Source organism: Cupriavidus oxalaticus (assembly GCF_038900635.1).
Taxonomy (GTDB): domain Bacteria; phylum Pseudomonadota; class Gammaproteobacteria; order Burkholderiales; family Burkholderiaceae; genus Cupriavidus; species Cupriavidus oxalaticus_B.
In genome coordinates, this window is record NZ_JAYMRX010000001.1 from 190,360 (window position 1) to 205,623 (window position 15,264).

The 15,264-nt window shown below is 67.6% G+C and carries 13 protein-coding genes; 3 read left to right on the forward strand and 10 right to left on the reverse strand.

Features of this window, described 5'->3' with window-relative positions; translation table 11 throughout:
- Positions 1-330 precede the first annotated feature (330 nt).
- The 10 genes from VSR71_RS00845 to gloB form a co-directional block, all read right to left on the reverse strand.
- Entirely contained in the window at positions 331-741 is a 411-nt protein-coding gene (locus VSR71_RS00845) for a RidA family protein (RefSeq protein ID WP_342912086.1), read from the reverse strand.
- Positions 742-815: 74 nt separating this feature from the next.
- The gene (locus VSR71_RS00850; RefSeq protein ID WP_342912087.1) at positions 816-1,241 is read right to left on the reverse strand and encodes a thioesterase family protein; all 426 of its coding nucleotides are present in this window, start codon (positions 1,239-1,241) and stop codon (positions 816-818) included.
- Positions 1,238-2,932, reverse strand: coding sequence for an AMP-binding protein (locus tag VSR71_RS00855; protein ID WP_342912088.1), 1,695 nt, complete (start codon positions 2,930-2,932; stop codon positions 1,238-1,240). Before VSR71_RS00855 ends, VSR71_RS00850 begins: the two co-directional genes overlap by 4 nt.
- 50 nt (positions 2,933-2,982) lie before the next feature.
- Positions 2,983-4,152, reverse strand: a complete 1,170-nt coding sequence (locus VSR71_RS00860; RefSeq protein ID WP_342912089.1) for an acyl-CoA dehydrogenase family protein — start codon at positions 4,150-4,152, stop codon at positions 2,983-2,985.
- A gap of 14 nt (positions 4,153-4,166) precedes the next feature.
- The gene (locus VSR71_RS00865) at positions 4,167-5,018 is read right to left on the reverse strand and encodes an enoyl-CoA hydratase family protein (protein ID WP_029046368.1); all 852 of its coding nucleotides are present in this window, start codon (positions 5,016-5,018) and stop codon (positions 4,167-4,169) included.
- A 25-nt stretch (positions 5,019-5,043) separates the two neighbouring features.
- Positions 5,044-5,847, reverse strand: a complete 804-nt coding sequence (locus VSR71_RS00870) for an SDR family NAD(P)-dependent oxidoreductase (protein WP_342912090.1) — start codon at positions 5,845-5,847, stop codon at positions 5,044-5,046.
- A complete protein-coding gene (locus tag VSR71_RS00875; protein WP_342912091.1) occupies positions 5,844-8,198 on the reverse strand; it encodes a bifunctional salicylyl-CoA 5-hydroxylase/oxidoreductase in 2,355 nt (784 codons plus the stop codon). Before VSR71_RS00875 ends, VSR71_RS00870 begins: the two co-directional genes overlap by 4 nt.
- Positions 8,199-8,344: 146 nt before the next feature.
- Complete coding sequence (locus tag VSR71_RS00880) at positions 8,345-10,270, reverse strand: propionate--CoA ligase (protein ID WP_342912663.1); 1,926 nt, start codon at positions 10,268-10,270, stop codon at positions 8,345-8,347.
- A gap of 134 nt (positions 10,271-10,404) precedes the next feature.
- Entirely contained in the window at positions 10,405-12,096 is a 1,692-nt protein-coding gene (locus tag VSR71_RS00885) for a transglycosylase SLT domain-containing protein (protein WP_342912092.1), read from the reverse strand.
- Between the two features lie 133 nt (positions 12,097-12,229).
- Positions 12,230-13,030, reverse strand: a complete 801-nt coding sequence (gene gloB / locus VSR71_RS00890) for a hydroxyacylglutathione hydrolase (protein WP_342912093.1) — start codon at positions 13,028-13,030, stop codon at positions 12,230-12,232.
- 135 nt (positions 13,031-13,165) lie between these two features.
- On the opposite strand from gloB, the gene VSR71_RS00895 reads away from it, so the two are divergent.
- The 3 genes from VSR71_RS00895 to dnaQ all read left to right on the forward strand — a co-directional run bounded on the left by VSR71_RS00895 (position 13,166) and on the right by dnaQ (position 15,193).
- A complete protein-coding gene (locus VSR71_RS00895) occupies positions 13,166-13,897 on the forward strand; it encodes a class I SAM-dependent methyltransferase (protein ID WP_342912664.1) in 732 nt (243 codons plus the stop codon).
- Positions 13,898-13,964: 67 nt separating this feature from the next.
- Positions 13,965-14,402, forward strand: coding sequence for a ribonuclease HI (rnhA, locus tag VSR71_RS00900; RefSeq protein WP_029046361.1), 438 nt, complete (start codon positions 13,965-13,967; stop codon positions 14,400-14,402).
- Positions 14,403-14,461: 59 nt separating this feature from the next.
- Positions 14,462-15,193, forward strand: coding sequence for a DNA polymerase III subunit epsilon (gene dnaQ / locus VSR71_RS00905; RefSeq protein ID WP_342912094.1), 732 nt, complete (start codon positions 14,462-14,464; stop codon positions 15,191-15,193).
- Positions 15,194-15,264: the final 71 nt, after the last annotated feature.

Consider the following 15,264-nt stretch of genomic DNA (forward strand, 5'->3'; position numbering starts at 1 on the left):
GACTCACCCCGTGACCGACCAATCGACGCCTCGTGCCTCCCAGGCTGGATCCGTGACGGCGGCAGCGGCATTGCGCCGATGCGGTCGGATCCGGTTGCGGCATGCTCTTTGCATCACATCAAGTGCGAACGGCAGAGGCGGCGCGGATGGGGGCGGCGGAAGGTGGAAAGCGGTTGGCGCTAGGGTGAAGGGTTCTGAAAGCGAAACTTTCGAATTATATCCCGCGCCACCCAATTTCTCAAGTTTTCAAGGACTTGCATCACGCGGGCGCCGCCGCGGGCACCCGGCCCGCCGGTGCCCGCGCCCTGGTCCGGCGGTGTGCGGATCCCGTTACGCGTCAGGCGGGACGACCGCCGTCACTTCGATTTCCACCTTGGCGCGCGGCTCGACCAGGTCGGCCACTTCGACCGCAGTCATCGCCGGAAAGTGCCGGCCAATGATGGCGCGGTAGTGCTGGCCGATCGAGCCATAGGCACCGACATATTCCGCCTTGTCCTTCACATACCAGGTCATGCGTGCGATATGTTCCGGCTTCGCGCCGCCGGCGGCCAGCACGTCGACCACATTGCGCAGCGCCTGCGCCACCTGCAGGCCGAAATCGTCGGTCTCGAACTCGCACTTGCCGTTCCAGCCGATCTGACCGCTGACAAAGAGCAGGCGGCTGCCGGCCTGGATCTCGGCCATCATGCCGTTAGCGTAGCCACGCGGGGGCGCCCAGTCGGGCGGCTGCAGGATTTTCATGGTGGATGTCCTGTTACTTTCTGATTTACGGATTGGGGGAAATCAATTGCGTCAAGCAGCCGGCCGCCGGCCGGTCAGGCCGGCGCCACCAGGTAGGCCGCCATGGCCTCGCGCACGGCCTCCGGCAACGGCTGCGGCGCGATCGAGCCGGTGTCGACGCAGACCAGCCGCTGCGTCACTTCCATGCGGGTATCGTCGTGCGGGCCGGCAAAGCGGATCGCCAGCGTGAAGCTGGACTGGCCGAGCTTGAGCACGCGCAGCTCGCGCGTGAGCACTTCGCCCAACCGGCTCGGCGCCAGGAAGCGGCATTCCAGCTCGGCGGTCGGCACGCCGGCCCGGCCCTCGCCGTGCATGACGTCGAAGGGCCAGCCCAGCGCTTCGCCGAACCAGTCTTCGATGAAGTCGTTGAGCATCTCGAAGTAGCGCGGGTAGAACACGATCCCGGCCGCATCGCAGTGCTTGAAGCGCACCAGGACGGTGCTGCGGAAGACCGGGCTCATGATTTGCTCCCACCTTGATTGGCGCCGTTGCCCTGCTCCGCCATCTGGCGCAGCCGGAAGCGCTGCAGCTTGCCGGTTTCCGTGCGCGGCAGCGCCGGCACGAACTCGATGCGGCGGGGATACTTGTACGGCGCGATCTGGCGCTTCACGAAGTCCTGCAGCGCGGTGCGCGTGGCATCGTCCGCGGGTACGCCTTCGCGCAGCACCACATAGGCCATGACCACCTGCCCACGCCCGTCGTCGGGCGCGCCGACCACGCCGCACTCGGCCACCGACTCGTGCTGCATCAGCGTGCTCTCCACCTCGGGGCCCGCGATGTTATAGCCGGCCGAGATGATCATGTCGTCGGAGCGCGCCTGGTAGAAGTAATAGCCGTCTGCGTCGACCGTGAAGGTATCGCCCGGCAGGTTCCAGCCTGCCTTCACGTAGTTGGCCTGGCGCGGATCGTCCAGGTAGCGGCAGCCGGTCGGCCCCTGCACCGCCAGCTTGCCCACCTGTCCCGGCGGCAGCGGCCGCATCTCGTCGTCGACGATCTGCGCCACGTAGCCGGGCACCACCTTCCCGATCGCACCCGGCCTGACCTCGGCGCCCGCACTGGAGATAAAAATATGCATCATCTCGGTGCCGCCGATGCCGTCGGTCATCTCGATGCCGGTGGCGGCCTTCCAGCTTTGCCGCGTGGCGTCGGGCAGCGCCTCGCCGGCCGACACGCTATGCCTCAGGCTCGATATATCGAAGCGCGGCGCCAGTGCCGCCATCTGCCGGTAGAACGTGGGCGCGGTGAAGACAATGGTGGCGCGGAAATCGTGGATCAGTTCCAGCAGCGATTCCGGCGTGAGCTTCTCCGCCAGCACCGTGCTGGCGCCGATGCGCAACGGGAAGCACAGCATGCCGCCCAGCCCGAAGGTGAATGCGATCGGTGGCGTGCCACAGAAGATGTCGTCCGGCCCGGAGCGCAGCACATGGCGCGGGAACAGGTCGCACATGGCCAGCACGTCGCGGTGGAAATGCATGGTGCCCTTGGGCTGTCCGGTGGTGCCGCTGGTAAAGGCGATCAGGCAGATATCGTCGCTGGCGGTGTCGCAGGCGTCGAAGCTGTCGGGCTTGCCCGCCATCGCGGCTTCCAGCGAGCCCTCGCCCGTGCCGTTGAAGTACAGCGCGCGGGCCAGGGTCGGGCAATGGAATTCCCCGCCGGCCCGCTGGATGGCGTCGAGATCCTCGCGCAGCCGCGCATCGCACAGCGCCGCCGTGACCTGCGCCTTGTCGACGATCTGCTTCAGCTCCCTGGCGCGCAGCAGCGGCATGGTCGGCACGGCAATCAGCCCGGCCTTGATGGTGGCGAGCCAGCTTGCCGCCATCATCAGGTTGTTGGGGCCGCGCAGCAGCACGCGGTTGCCCGGCACCAGCGCCATGTCCTCGACCAGCACATGGGCGATGCGATTGACCAGCGCCGCCAGCTGCGCGTAGGTGACCGTCTCGGTCTGGCCCACCTGCCCTCCCTTGCCCGCGGGGCGATGGCGGATGGCGATGCGCTCGCCGCGGCCTTCGCGCACGTGGCGGTCGACCAGTTCCACCGCGCAGTTCATCCGCGCCGGGTAGTCGGTGTCGGCGTTGAAGCGGAACACCGGCCACTGCTCGGGCGGCGGCAGGCGGTCGCGGGCGAAGGTATCTAGGTGGGCGGTGGTCGCCATGGCTTGTCTCCTGTCTGCTCTGTCGGTACGGCAGTTCCGGGGCGGATCGCTCAGGCCTTGCGGCCGGCCAGCGTCTCGCGGGCGATGATCAGCTTCTGCACCTCGGTGGCGCCTTCGTAGATGCGCAGCGAGCGGATCTCGCGGTACAGGCTTTCCACGCGCGTGCCGACCTTGACGCCGAGGCCGCCGAACATCTGCACCGCGCGGTCGATGACCTGCTGCGCGTTCTCGGTCGCGACCATCTTGGCCATCGCCGCTTCGCGGGTGGTTCGCTCTTTCCTGACGTCCCGCAGCCAGGCCGCGCGATAGGTCAGCAGCGCCGCCGCGTCGATGGCCGTGGCCATGTCGCCGATGGCGGCCTGCGTCAATTGCAGGTCAGCCAGCACGCCGCCGAACATCGGCCGCTCGCACGCGCGCGCCAGAGCATCGTCCAGCGCGGCGCGGCCGAAGCCCAACGCAGCCGCGGCGACCGAGGCGCGGAAGATGTCGAGCGTCATCATCGCCACCTTGAAGCCCTGCCCCGCCTCGCCCAGCCGGTTGGCAACGGGCACGCGGCAGTTGTCGAAGCGCAGCGTCGCAAGCGGGTGCGGCGCGATCACGTCGATGCGCTCGGCGATGGTCAGGCCCGGCGTGTCGGCATCGACCACGAAGGCCGAGATGCCGCGCGCGCCCGGCGCTTCGCCGGTGCGCACGAACACGCAATAGAAATCCGCGATGCCGCCGTTGGAGATCCAGGTCTTGGCGCCGTCGATCACATAGTGCTTGCCGTCTTCCGACAGCCGCGCGCTGCACTGCATCGCCGCGACATCGGAACCGGCCTCGGGCTCGGACAGCGCAAACGCGGCGATGGCCTCGCCGCGCGCCACGCGCGGCAGGTATTGCGCGCGCAGCGCTTCGCTGCCCGCAATCGAAATTGCACCCGAGCCCAGCCCCTGCATCGCGAAGGCAAAGTCGGCCAGCCCGTCGTGGCGCGCCAGCGTTTCGCGCAGCAGGCACAGCGAGCGTGAATCGAGCGCGGGCAGCGCGCCACCGTGCGCGCCCGGCACGCAATAGCGCAGCCAGCCCGCTTCGCCCAGCTGGCGCACCAATGCACGGCAGGCGGCATCGGCATCGCTGTGGTCGACATGCAGATGTTGCGCGCACCAGGCGTCGAGCTCGCGCTCCAGCGTGCGGTGCGTGTCGTCGAACAGCGGCAGGTCGAGATAGGTCTTGTCTGACATCGCGGCTCCCTGGCTCAGTCGCCTTCGAACACCGGCTTCGATTTGGCCACGAAGGCCTCGTAGGCGCGGCGGAAATCGCGCGTCTGCATGCAGATGGCCTGGGCCTCGGCTTCGGCTTCGATAGCCTCGTCCAGCCCCATGTTCCACTCCTGGTGCAGCAGCTTCTTGGTCACGCCGTGGGCGAAGGTCGGCCCGGCGGCGAGCTGCGCCGCCAGCGCCTGCGCCTGTGCCAGCACCGCTTCGGACGGATGCAGCGCATTGAAGAAGCCCCACTGCAGCCCTTCCTCCGCGTTCATCGCGCGGCCGGTATAGAGCAGCTCGCTGGCGCGCCCCTGTCCGATCACGCGCGGCAGCAGCGAGCACGCGCCCATGTCGGCGCCAGCCAGTCCCACGCGCACGAACAAAAACGCGGTCTTGGCCTGCGCCGTGCCCAGCCGCATGTCCGAGGCCAGCGCCATCATCGCGCCCGCGCCGGCGCAGATGCCGTCGACCGCGCTGATCACCGGCTGCGGGCATGCGCGCATTGCCTTGACCAGGTCGCCGGTCATGCGCGTGAAGTCGAGCAGTTCGGGCATGGTCATCTGCGTCAGCGGCCCGATGATCTCGTGCACGTCGCCGCCCGAGCAGAAGTTGCCGCCGGCGCCGGTGACCACCACCGCCTTGATGTCGCTGGCGTAGCACAGCGCGCGGAACAGGTCGCGCAGCTCGGCATAGGAGTCGAAGGTCAGCGGGTTCTTGCGCTCCGGCCGGTTCAGCGTGATGGTGCCGACCTTGCCGTCGTCGGACACCGACCACAGGAAGTGCCGCGGCTCGTAGCCGGCAAAGCTGCGCTTGTGGTGGCGCATGTCGAGTGCGATTTCAGTCATGGTTCTCTCTCAGGTCTCTGTCTTGTCAGCCCGCCATCACTTCGCCGCCGGCCACCGGGATCGCCTGGCCGGTGATCGCGCCGGCGGACGGCTGGCACAGCCACGCCACGGCGTCGGCCACTTCCTCGGGCTGCACCAGGCGGCGCTGCGGATTGCGCGCGGCCAGTTCGGCGCGCGCCTGGTCTTCGGTGCGTCCGGTCTTGCCGACGATATTGGCGACGGCGTCGCGCACGATATCGGTCTCGGTGTAGCCCGGGCAAACCGCATTGACGGTCACGCCCCTGGCCGCGGTCTCCAGCGCCAGCGCGCGCGTCAGTCCGATCACGCCATGCTTGGCCGCGCAATAGGCGCTGACGTAGCCGTAGCCGATCAGTCCGGCGGTGCTGGCCACGTTGACGATGCGGCCCCAGCCGGCTTCGAGCATCGCCGGCAAGGCGGCCTGCGTGCACAGGAAGGTGCCGGTCAGGTTGACATCGAGCATGCGCTGCCACAGCGCGGCATCGGTTTTCATGAAGGGGGCACTGTGCGCCTGCCCGGCGTTGTTGACCAGCATCGATACCGGGCCAGCCGCCTCGGTGGCCGCGGCAAAGGCGCGCGCCACGCTGTCGGCATCGGCGATATCGGCCGTGACGAACGAGACCATGGCGCCTGCCGGTGCCTGCTCGCGCAGCGCCTGCATCGTTTCTTGCAGCGTGCCGGCATCGCGCCCCAGCAGCGTGACGCTGGCGCCGTCGGCCAGCAGACGCCGCGCGATCGCTGCGCCGATGCCGCGCCCGCCTCCGGTGACCAGCGCGTGCATGCCGGCCAGTGTTGCCGTGCTGACCGTCATGCCTGCTTCTCCTGCGCCGCCGCGCGTTCGAGATTGGTTTCCAGTTGCCGCTTGCCCGCCACGTACTGCTTGGGCCAGGCGATGTCGCGGTAGCCGATGCGCGCGGCTTCCTGCAGCGTCCACGCCGGGTTGGCCAGGTGCGGCCGCGCGATCGCGCACAGATCGGCGCGGCCGGCGGCGATGATCGAGTCGACATGGTCGGCCTCGAAGATCGCGCCCACCGCGATGGTGGCGATGCCGGCCTCGTTGCGGATGCGATCGGCGAACGGCGTCTGGTACATGCGGCCATACACCGGCGCCTGGTCCGGGCTGACCTGCCCCGACGAGCAATCGATCATGTCGGCGCCGGCGGCCTTGAAAGCCCGGGCGATTTCGACGGCGTCGTCGGGCGTGATGCCGCCTTCGACCCAGTCGTGCGCCGAGATGCGCACCGACATCGGCTTGTCTTGCGGCCATACCGCGCGCACGGCCTCGAACACTTCCAGCGGATAGCGCAGCCGCGCCGCCAGCGAGCCGCCATATTCGTCGTTGCGCGTATTAGTCAGCGGCGAGATAAAGCTCGACAGCAGGTAGCCGTGGGCGCAGTGAATTTCGAGCCAGTCGAAACCCGCTTCGGCCGCGCGCCGGGCGCTCGCCACGAAATCGTCGCGCACGCGGTCCATGTCGGCGCGCGTCATTTCGCGCGGGGTCTGCGATTCGCCAGGCAGGTATGGCAACGGCGAGGCAGACATCACCGGCCAGTTGCCCTGCGGCAGCGGGTGGTCCATCGCTTCCCAGCCGAGCTGGGTCGACCCCTTGCGGCCAGAGTGTCCGATCTGCATGGCGATGCGGGCATCGCTGTTCGCGTGCACGAATTCGACGATGCGCTTCCAGGCGTCGCGCTGGGCATCGCTCCACAAGCCCGGACAACCCGGCGTGATGCGCGCATCGGGCGACACGCAGGTCATTTCCGCCACCACCATGCCGGCGCCGCCCAGTGCGCGCGAACCGAGGTGCACCAGGTGAAAGTCGCCCGGCATGCCGTCGGTGCAGGAGTACATCGCCATCGGCGACACCACCACGCGGTTCTTCAGCGTGACGCCGCGCAGCCGGAACGGCGTGAACATCGGCGGCAACGGCTCTTGCTCGCGCAGCTGCAGGCTTTGCTGCGGCACGCCGGCCTGTTGCGCCAGCCAGTGCTCGAATTGCGCCACGTAACCGGCGTCGCGCACGCGCAGGTTCTCGTGCGAGATGCGCTGCGAACGCGTCAGCAGCGAATAGGCGAACTGCTCCGGCGGCAGGCTGCCGGCGTAGCGCTCGACGTTCTCGAACCACTCGGTGGAGTTGCGCGCCGCGTTCTGGATCTTCAGCACTTCCACGCCGCGCGTGGCTTCGTAGCGCGCCAGCGCATCGGGCAGGCCGTCGTGGCCGCTGCCACGGATCTCTTCGGCCAGGTCGATCGCATCTTCCAGCGCCAGCTTGGTACCGGAGCCGATCGAGAAATGCGCCGTGTGCGCGGCATCGCCCATCAGCACCACGGGCACGCGACGGCCGTCAGGCAGCGTATTCCAGTGCACCCACTGGCGGCAGATCACCCGCGGGAAGCGGATCCAGATCGCCGAGCCGCGCAGGTGCGCCGCGTTGGTGATCAGCTTGTTGCCGTCGAGGTAGCGCGCGAACAGCTTCTCGCAGTACGCCACGCCCTCTTCCTGGCTCATCTCGTCGATGCCTGCGGCCTGCCAGACCGATTCGGGCGTCTCGACGATAAAGGTCGAAGTGTTGTCGTCGAAGCGGTAGGCATGCGCCTGGAACCAGCCATGCTCGGTCTTCTCGAACGCAAACGTGAAGGCATCGAACAGCTTGTGCGTGCCCAGCCAGACGAAGCGGCACTGGCGCGTATCGATGTCGGGCTGGAAGGTCTCGGCGTAGCGTGCGCGGATGCGGCTGTTCAGGCCGTCCGAGGCGATCACCAGGTCGGCCCGGTATTGCATCGCCAGCGCCTTGTCGTCGGTGACGTCGTTCTCGAATACCAGCCTGACGCCGAGCGCTTCGCAGCGCGCCTGCAGGATATTGAGCAGGCGCTTGCGGCCGATGCCGATAAAGCCGTGGCCGCCGGAGCGGATGGTACGCCCGCCGATATGGATATCGATATCGTCCCAGTGGTTGAAGGCCGCATTGATTTCGGCGGCGCTGGCCGGATCGGCCTGCTTGAGGTTGTCCATGGTGGCGTCGGAAAACACCACGCCCCAGCCGAAGGTGTCGTACGGGCGGTTGCGCTCGACCACGATCACTTCGTTGGCCGGGTCCTGCAGTTTCATCAACAGGCCGAAGTACAGTCCGGCGGGGCCGCCGCCAATACAAAGCACTCGCATCACTTCATCTCCTGCCGGCCGCGCCGTCATGTAGATCATGTCTAAATATTTTATGCTTCAAATATTAGGCGGCATTACAAGATAAGGCAAGTATCCGCTGCGGAGTGCCTGGCCAGACACTCCGCGCCGCCCACTGCTTCAGCCCTTCACCCCTTCAGCGCCGCCTGGATCTGCTCCAGCGCACCCGGGTCTTCGATGGTGGTCAGGTCGCCCGGGTCGCGCCCCTCCGCCACTGCCTGCATGGCGCGCCGCAGCAGCTTGCCCGAACGCGTCTTGGGCAGCGCATTGACAAACAACACCCGCGCCGGCCGCGCCACGGCGCCGAGCTGCTGTTCCACCGTCTTCATCAGGTCGCCTTCCAGCGCCAGCCGCTCCTGCGGCGTTGCCGTGCGGGCGGGATCGCGCGCGATGCAGAACGCCATCGCAACCTGGCCCTTGAGCGCGTCCTGCACGCCCACCACCGCCACCTCGGCCACGGCGGCGTTCGAAGACAGGCTTTCCTCGATCTCGCGCGTGCCCAGCCGATGGCCGGCGACATTGATCACATCGTCCGTGCGGCCGAGGATAAAGACATAGCCGTCCTCGTCGCGCACGCCCCAGTCAAAGGTGGAATAGCACAGCCGGTTCGGCACCGCCTGCCAGTAGGTGCGCACGAAGCGGTCGTCGTCGCCCCACACCGTGCTCATGCAGCCCGGCGGCAGCGGCCCGTCGATGGCGACCACGCCCTTCTGGTTGGGCGGGCATTCCGCGCCGGTGTTCTCGTCGACGATCTTCAGGTCGTAGCCGTAGGCCGGCACGCCCGGCGAGCCCAGCTTGGGCGGCAGCGGCTCGATGCCGCGCTGGATCGCCAGGATCGGCCAGCCCGACTCGGTCTGCCAGTAGTTGTCGACCACCGGCTTGCCCAGGCCGTCCTGGATCCAGCGCGCCGTGGGCTCATCCAGCGGCTCGCCGGCCAGGAACAGCAGGCGCAGGCTGGACAGGTCGTAGCGGGTCAGCCACGCCGGATCCTGCTTCTTCAGCACGCGGATCGCGGTGGGCGCGCTGAACATCAGGTTGACCCGGTATTGCTCGACCAGCCGCCACAGGATGCCGCCGTCCGGGCGGATCGGCGTGCCTTCGTACATCAGCGTGGCCATGCCGGCCAGCAGTGGCCCGTAGACGATATAGCTGTGGCCGACCACCCACCCGATGTCAGAGGCCGTGAACATGGTGTCGCCCGGATTGCCGCAGAAGATGTATTCCATCGACGTGGCCAGCGCCACCGCGTAGCCGCCGGTATCGCGCTGCACGCCCTTGGGCTTGCCGGTGGTACCGGATGTGTAGAGCACATACGACGGCTCGCTGGACTCCAGCCATGCGCACGGCACCTGCGCGCCGGCCACGCGGTCGCGCCAGCTGGCATAGTCTTCATCGCGGCCTTCGGTGCGCGGCATGTCCGCCAGCTGGCGGTCGACCAGCAGCACCTTCTCCGGCTGGTGCGACGACAACCGGATGGCCTCGTCCAGCAGCGGCTTGTACGGCACCACCTTACCGGCGCGCGAGCCGGCGTCGGCGCTGATCACCACGCGCGGGCGGGCGTCGTCGATCCGTGCCGCCAGGCTGACCGAGGCGAAGCCGCCGAACACCACCGAATGGATCGCGCCGATGCGCGCGCACGCCAGCATCGCAAACGCGGCCTGCGGGATCATCGGCATATAGATCAGCACGCGGTCGCCCTTTTGCACCCCCAGGCCCTGCAGGATTGCCGCCATGCGGTTGACCTCGTCGTGCAGCTCGGCGTAGGTGTAGGTGCGGGACTGGTCGACTTCGGTCGAGACCCAGTGCAGCGCCGGCTGGCTGGCGCGCGCCGCCAGGTGGCGGTCGACCGCGTTGTGGCACAGGTTGGTGCGCCCGCCCACGAACCAGCGGGTGAACGGCGCGCGGCTGTCGTCGAGCACCTGCTCGAACGGGGTTTCCCAATCGATGCGCGCCGCCTGTTCGGCCCAGAACCCCTGCGGGTCGGCCAGCGAACGGGCATGCACGGCATGGCTTGCCGTCATGGCAGTCTCCTCCGCGTCTGCGGTCGTTGTGATGATGACGGTAGTTTGCCACCGGCGCGGGCCCGGGGGAAACGGGATTCGGAGGGGTGCCGCCCGCGGCCGCTGCCCACGGCGGATGCAAAAAAGGCGTGCCGTCGGCACGCCTTTTTTGCTCTCAGGCGCTGGGCTCAGCGCGTCTTGCTGCCCTTTCCGCTGGCCTTGACGCTGGACTTGGCCGATGCCTTCACCGGGCCCGCCTTGGCCTCGCGCGCAACCTTGGCCGGCGCCGCCTTGGCACCGCGGCGCGGAGAGGCGTCCACCGTGATGCGCTTGCGCGGCTCGGCCTTGCCTCCCTGTGTCGACACACGCACGATCCCGCCCTTGCTGCCACGTTCGGCGCGCTCGGCACGGTCTTCGCGCTCGGCCCGGTCGGCCCGTTCGGCTCGCGCCGCGCGGACCGCGCCGGCGCCGCGCACAGGCACCATCAGCACCAGGCTCTGCCCTGCCACCAGCTTGGTGCCGGACAGCTTGTTCCACGACTGCACCTGACCTGGTGACACGCCGTAGCGACGCGCCACCGATGCCACCGTATCGCGCCGGCTTGCGCGCACCACCACACGGCGCGCATCGGGCAGGTCGGGCTCCATCGCCAGCATGGCGGTGTCGGCCAGGCTCGCGCTGATGTCCTGGTCGTGGCGGCCCGAGCGGGGGATCATCACGGTCGAACCGGCCTTCAGCCGCATGCCCTTGGGAATGCTGTTGATTTCGCGCAGCGTGTCGGCATCGACATTGAGCCGCGCTGCCAGCGACTCGACGCGCTCGCGCCCGTCCACAGTGACCGCGGTCCAGCTCGACAGTCCGCCGCGATAGGTGTTCAGGTTGTACTGGAAGCGCTCGGCATTGTCGAACGGCAGCAGGATCTGCGGGTTGGATGCCCCCAGGATCACCGGCCGGTTGAACGACGGATTCAGCGCCTTGAACTCTTCCAGCGTCATGTCCGCCAGCTTGGCGGCGAGATTCACGTCGATATCGCGCGACGTGGTCACCGTGACGAAGTACGGATGGTCCGGGATCTCAGGCAGCCTGACACCATATACCGCCGGGTTGGCGATGATGTTCTTGACCGCCTGCAGCTTCGGCACGTAGTAGCGCGTCTCGTTGGGCATGGTCAGGCTGGCGTAGTCGGTCGGCAGCCCGCGCGCCTGGTTGCGCGCGATCGCACGCGACACCGCGCCCTCGCCCCAGTTGTAGGCCGCGAGCGCCAGGTGCCAGTCGCCGAACATGTCATAGAGCCGCTGCAGGTAGTCAAGCGCGGCATCGGTCGAGGCCAGCACATCGCGGCGCTCGTCGCGGAACATGTTCTGCTTCAGGTTGTACGACTTGCCCGTGCTGGGAATGAACTGCCACATGCCGGCGGCCTTGGCGCTGGACTGGGCCTGGGGGTTGAACGCGCTCTCGACGAACGGCAGCAGTGCCAGCTCGGTCGGCATCTTGCGGCGCTCCAGCTCCTCGACGATGTGGTACAGGTAGCGGCTCGACCGCCCGACCATGCGCTCCATGTATTCCGGCCGCTGCGCATACCACTGGGTGCGGTCATCGACCAGCGTGCCCTCCAGGTCCTGCATGGCAAAGCCGCGCCGGATCCGGTCCCAGATATCGTTGGACGGGCCGCGCAGCCAGTCCAGGCCGCCCTGGTCGACATTGATGGTGGAGGTGGATGACAGCGCCGATTTGTCGCTGAGCGAATTGAGCGGATCCTGGCGCCTGGCGGTCTGGGCGGTCGCGCCGTTGGTATCGGCGTCAGGCGGCGTAGGGGTGCTGGCGCAGGCTGCAAGCAGCGCCGCACACGCAACTACCGCCAGTAATCGACCAATTTTCATTAAGTTCTCGAATCGCGACGCTAAAAGGATGCGTGATGCTAAAAAAAACGGCCAATCGCGTCAATCAGATTTTTCTAGGTAGCTGCCTGAAAGCCTTGATCCGTAAGGGTTTTCGGCCGGGCCTGCCTTCAATTTAGCGGAAATTGTCCTTCCACCCACGCAGCGCGCCAAATGCTTTTGCATCGTTGTCGGTGGCACCGCCGTGCGCAGAGACCGCCGCGCGCACCGACGGCTCGCGCGAGCGCAGGAACGGGTTGACTTCGCGCTCGTGGGCAATGGTGGTCGGCAACGTCGGCGTGTCCGCGGCACGCAGCGCATCGACGCGCTGCTCCCACGCCGCCAGCGCGGCATTATCCGGCTCGACCGCCCGGGCGAAGCGCACGTTGCTGCGCGTGTACTCGTGGGCGCAGTAGACGCGGGTGTCGCCCGGCAGGCCGGCCAGCTTGTCCAGCGACGCCAGCATCTGCGCCGGCGACCCCTCGAAGAGGCGCCCGCAGCCGCTGGCGAACAGCGTATCGCCGCAGAACACGGCGCGACCCGCTTCCCCCAGGTCGCCCACGTAGGCGATATGGCCGGCGGTATGCCCGGGTACGTCCAGCACCCGCAGCGTCACCGCGGGCTCGGCCAGCGTCACCTCGTCGCCTTCGCGCAGCGCCCGGGTGCATCCGCCGATACGCTCGCCGGCGGGCCCGAGCACCGGCATCGGCGCGCCCGAGGGTGTGCTCGGGTGTGCCGCCAGCAGGCCGGCAACGCCGCCCTGGTGATCGCCGTGGTGATGGGTGATTACAATAGCGCCCAGAGCCAGCCCCCGCTGCGCCAGAAAGTGCTCCACCGGCGCCGACTCGCCGGGATCGACCACGGCGGCATGATGCCCGTCGTGAATGGCCCAGATATAGTTATCCTGGAACGCCGGGATCGGCTCAACCTTCAACATGCGCATGCTCCTATGTCCAATCGTCCCAATCGCCAGACCGGCGAGTACGGCCAGCGCGGCCAGCGCGGCCTGAATGGTCCCAATGGTCCGATTGTAAGCTGGGAAGACTGGCTGGCCTCGCCGCCGGGCGAGTACATGCTGCGCTGGGAAGCGCAGCAGTACGACCGCACCGTGGCGGACATCTTCGGCTACCACGCCGTACAACTGGGCATGCCGCACGTCGATACCCTGCGCGAGAACCGGATGCCGTTCTCGGCGCTGGCGCTGGACCCGTCGAGCGGGCCGCACGGGCCGCGCGCGGCACATCCCGACGCGCGCCAGCTGCTGTGCCGCTTCGACGAACTGCCGTTCGACACGCAGAGCGTCGACCTGGTAACCCTGCCCCATATCCTGGAGTTTGCCGAAGACCCCCACGAAGTGCTGCGCGAGGTCTCGCGCGTGCTGATGCCCGAAGGGCGCGTGGTGGTCACCTGCTTCAACCCGATGAGCCTGTGGGGGGCGCGCCAGGGCATGAACCGCCTCGGCGCCACGCCCTTCCTGCCGACCGATGCGCAGCAGATCGGCTTCGTGCGCATCAAGGACTGGCTCAAGCTGCTCGGCTTCGATATCATCCGCGGCCGTTTCGGCTGCTACTGCCCGCCCTACCGAACCGAGCGCTGGCTGCAGCGCACCGCCTTCATGGAAAAGGCCGGCGACCGCTGGTGGCCGATCTTCGGCGCGGTCTATATGATCTCGGCGATCAAGCGCGTGCGCAATATACGACTGGTCGGCCCGGCGTGGAAAGCCAAGCCGGCGCTGGCACCGGTGGCAACGCCCGTGGCGACGCCCACCGGCACCCACGGCAAGACGCCCGGCGACGATCACTGAGCCGATATCACGGCGGAACTCACTCACGCGCCGGCCGCGCTACGCGGCCGGCTCTCAACGGAATTCCATGCAAGAAGTCACGATCTACTCCGACGGCGCCTGCAAGGGCAACCCTGGCCGCGGCGGCTGGGGGGCGGTGCTCGTCGCCGGCACCAATGAAAAAGAACTGTTCGGCGGCGAGCCCAACACCACCAACAACCGCATGGAGATGACCGCGGTGATCGAAGCGCTGCGCGCGCTCAAGCGGCCCTGCACCGTGCGCGTCTACACCGACTCGCAATATGTCCAGAAAGGCATCAGCGAATGGCTGCCCGGCTGGAAAGCCCGCGGCTGGAAGACCGCCGACAAGAAGCCGGTGAAGAACGCCGACCTGTGGCAGGAACTCGATGCGCTGACCCAGGGGCACCAGATCTCCTGGCACTGGGTGCGCGGCCACAACGGCCACCCCGGCAACGAGCGCGCCGATGCGCTGGCCAATCGCGGCGTCGAATCGATCGGCCGCTGAACCTCCGCAACGCCACAACAAGAACCGCGGGGCAATGCCGCTCCGCTAGAATGCCCGCCATGCGACAAATCGTTCTCGATACCGAAACCACCGGCCTGAATGCCGCCACCGGCGACCGCCTGATCGAAATTGGCTGCGTGGAGCTGCTCAACCGCCGCCTGACGGGGCGCCACCTGCACTTCTATGTCAATCCGGAACGCGACATCGACGAAGGCGCGATCGCCGTCCATGGCATCACGGTCGAGCTCCTGGCGGACAAGCCCCGCTTTGCCGAGGTCGTGCACGAGATCCGCGAATTCGTCGCAGATGCCGAACTGATCATCCATAACGCGCAGTTCGACCTGGGCTTCCTCGACATGGAATTCCAGCTGCTGGGCATGCCGCCGTTCCGCGAGCATGTCGGCAATGTGATCGATACGCTGCGCGAAGCGCGGCAAATGTTCCCCGGCAAGCGCAACTCCCTTGACGCCCTGTGCGATCGGCTGGGGATCAGCAACGCGCACCGCACGCTGCACGGTGCATTGCTCGATGCAGAATTGCTGGCCGAGGTCTACCTGGCGATGACCCGCGGCCAGGACTCGCTGGTGATCGACACCATGGACAGCGGCACCGGAGCAGGAGGCGCTACCGCTACGGCCGACCTGTCTCGCCTGGTACTGCCCGTGCTGCGCGCCACCGAAGCGGAAATGGAAGCCCACTTCGATGTGATCAAGGGCCTGGACAAGGCCAGCGGCGGCAAGACGGTATGGCAGGAAGCCGCGGCCGAGGAACCCGGCACGATGGCCGCCTGAACAAAAACTTCGGAAAAGGGCTTTACAAGATACAGGAAGCCCTGCATAATCTCATTTCTCCGCTGCACGCC

Excerpts from the sequence above, each read along its gene's own strand:
- rnhA (WP_029046361.1), top strand. The coding sequence starts at position 13,965 with ATGCAAGAAGTCACGATCTACTCCGACGGCGCCTGCAAGGGCAACCCT.
- VSR71_RS00875 (WP_342912091.1), bottom strand. The coding sequence starts at position 8,198 with ATGCGAGTGCTTTGTATTGGCGGCGGCCCCGCCGGACTGTACTTCGGC.
- VSR71_RS00895 (WP_342912664.1), top strand. The coding sequence starts at position 13,166 with ATGCTGCGCTGGGAAGCGCAGCAGTACGACCGCACCGTGGCGGACATC.
- VSR71_RS00865 (WP_029046368.1), bottom strand. The coding sequence starts at position 5,018 with ATGACTGAAATCGCACTCGACATGCGCCACCACAAGCGCAGCTTTGCC.
- VSR71_RS00855 (WP_342912088.1), bottom strand. The coding sequence starts at position 2,932 with ATGGCGACCACCGCCCACCTAGATACCTTCGCCCGCGACCGCCTGCCG.
- VSR71_RS00845 (WP_342912086.1), bottom strand. The coding sequence starts at position 741 with ATGAAAATCCTGCAGCCGCCCGACTGGGCGCCCCCGCGTGGCTACGCT.
- dnaQ (WP_342912094.1), top strand. The coding sequence starts at position 14,462 with ATGCGACAAATCGTTCTCGATACCGAAACCACCGGCCTGAATGCCGCC.
- VSR71_RS00885 (WP_342912092.1), bottom strand. The coding sequence starts at position 12,096 with ATGAAAATTGGTCGATTACTGGCGGTAGTTGCGTGTGCGGCGCTGCTT.
- VSR71_RS00870 (WP_342912090.1), bottom strand. The coding sequence starts at position 5,847 with ATGACGGTCAGCACGGCAACACTGGCCGGCATGCACGCGCTGGTCACC.
- VSR71_RS00860 (WP_342912089.1), bottom strand. The coding sequence starts at position 4,152 with ATGTCAGACAAGACCTATCTCGACCTGCCGCTGTTCGACGACACGCAC.
- gloB (WP_342912093.1), bottom strand. The coding sequence starts at position 13,030 with ATGTTGAAGGTTGAGCCGATCCCGGCGTTCCAGGATAACTATATCTGG.
- VSR71_RS00850 (WP_342912087.1), bottom strand. The coding sequence starts at position 1,241 with ATGAGCCCGGTCTTCCGCAGCACCGTCCTGGTGCGCTTCAAGCACTGC.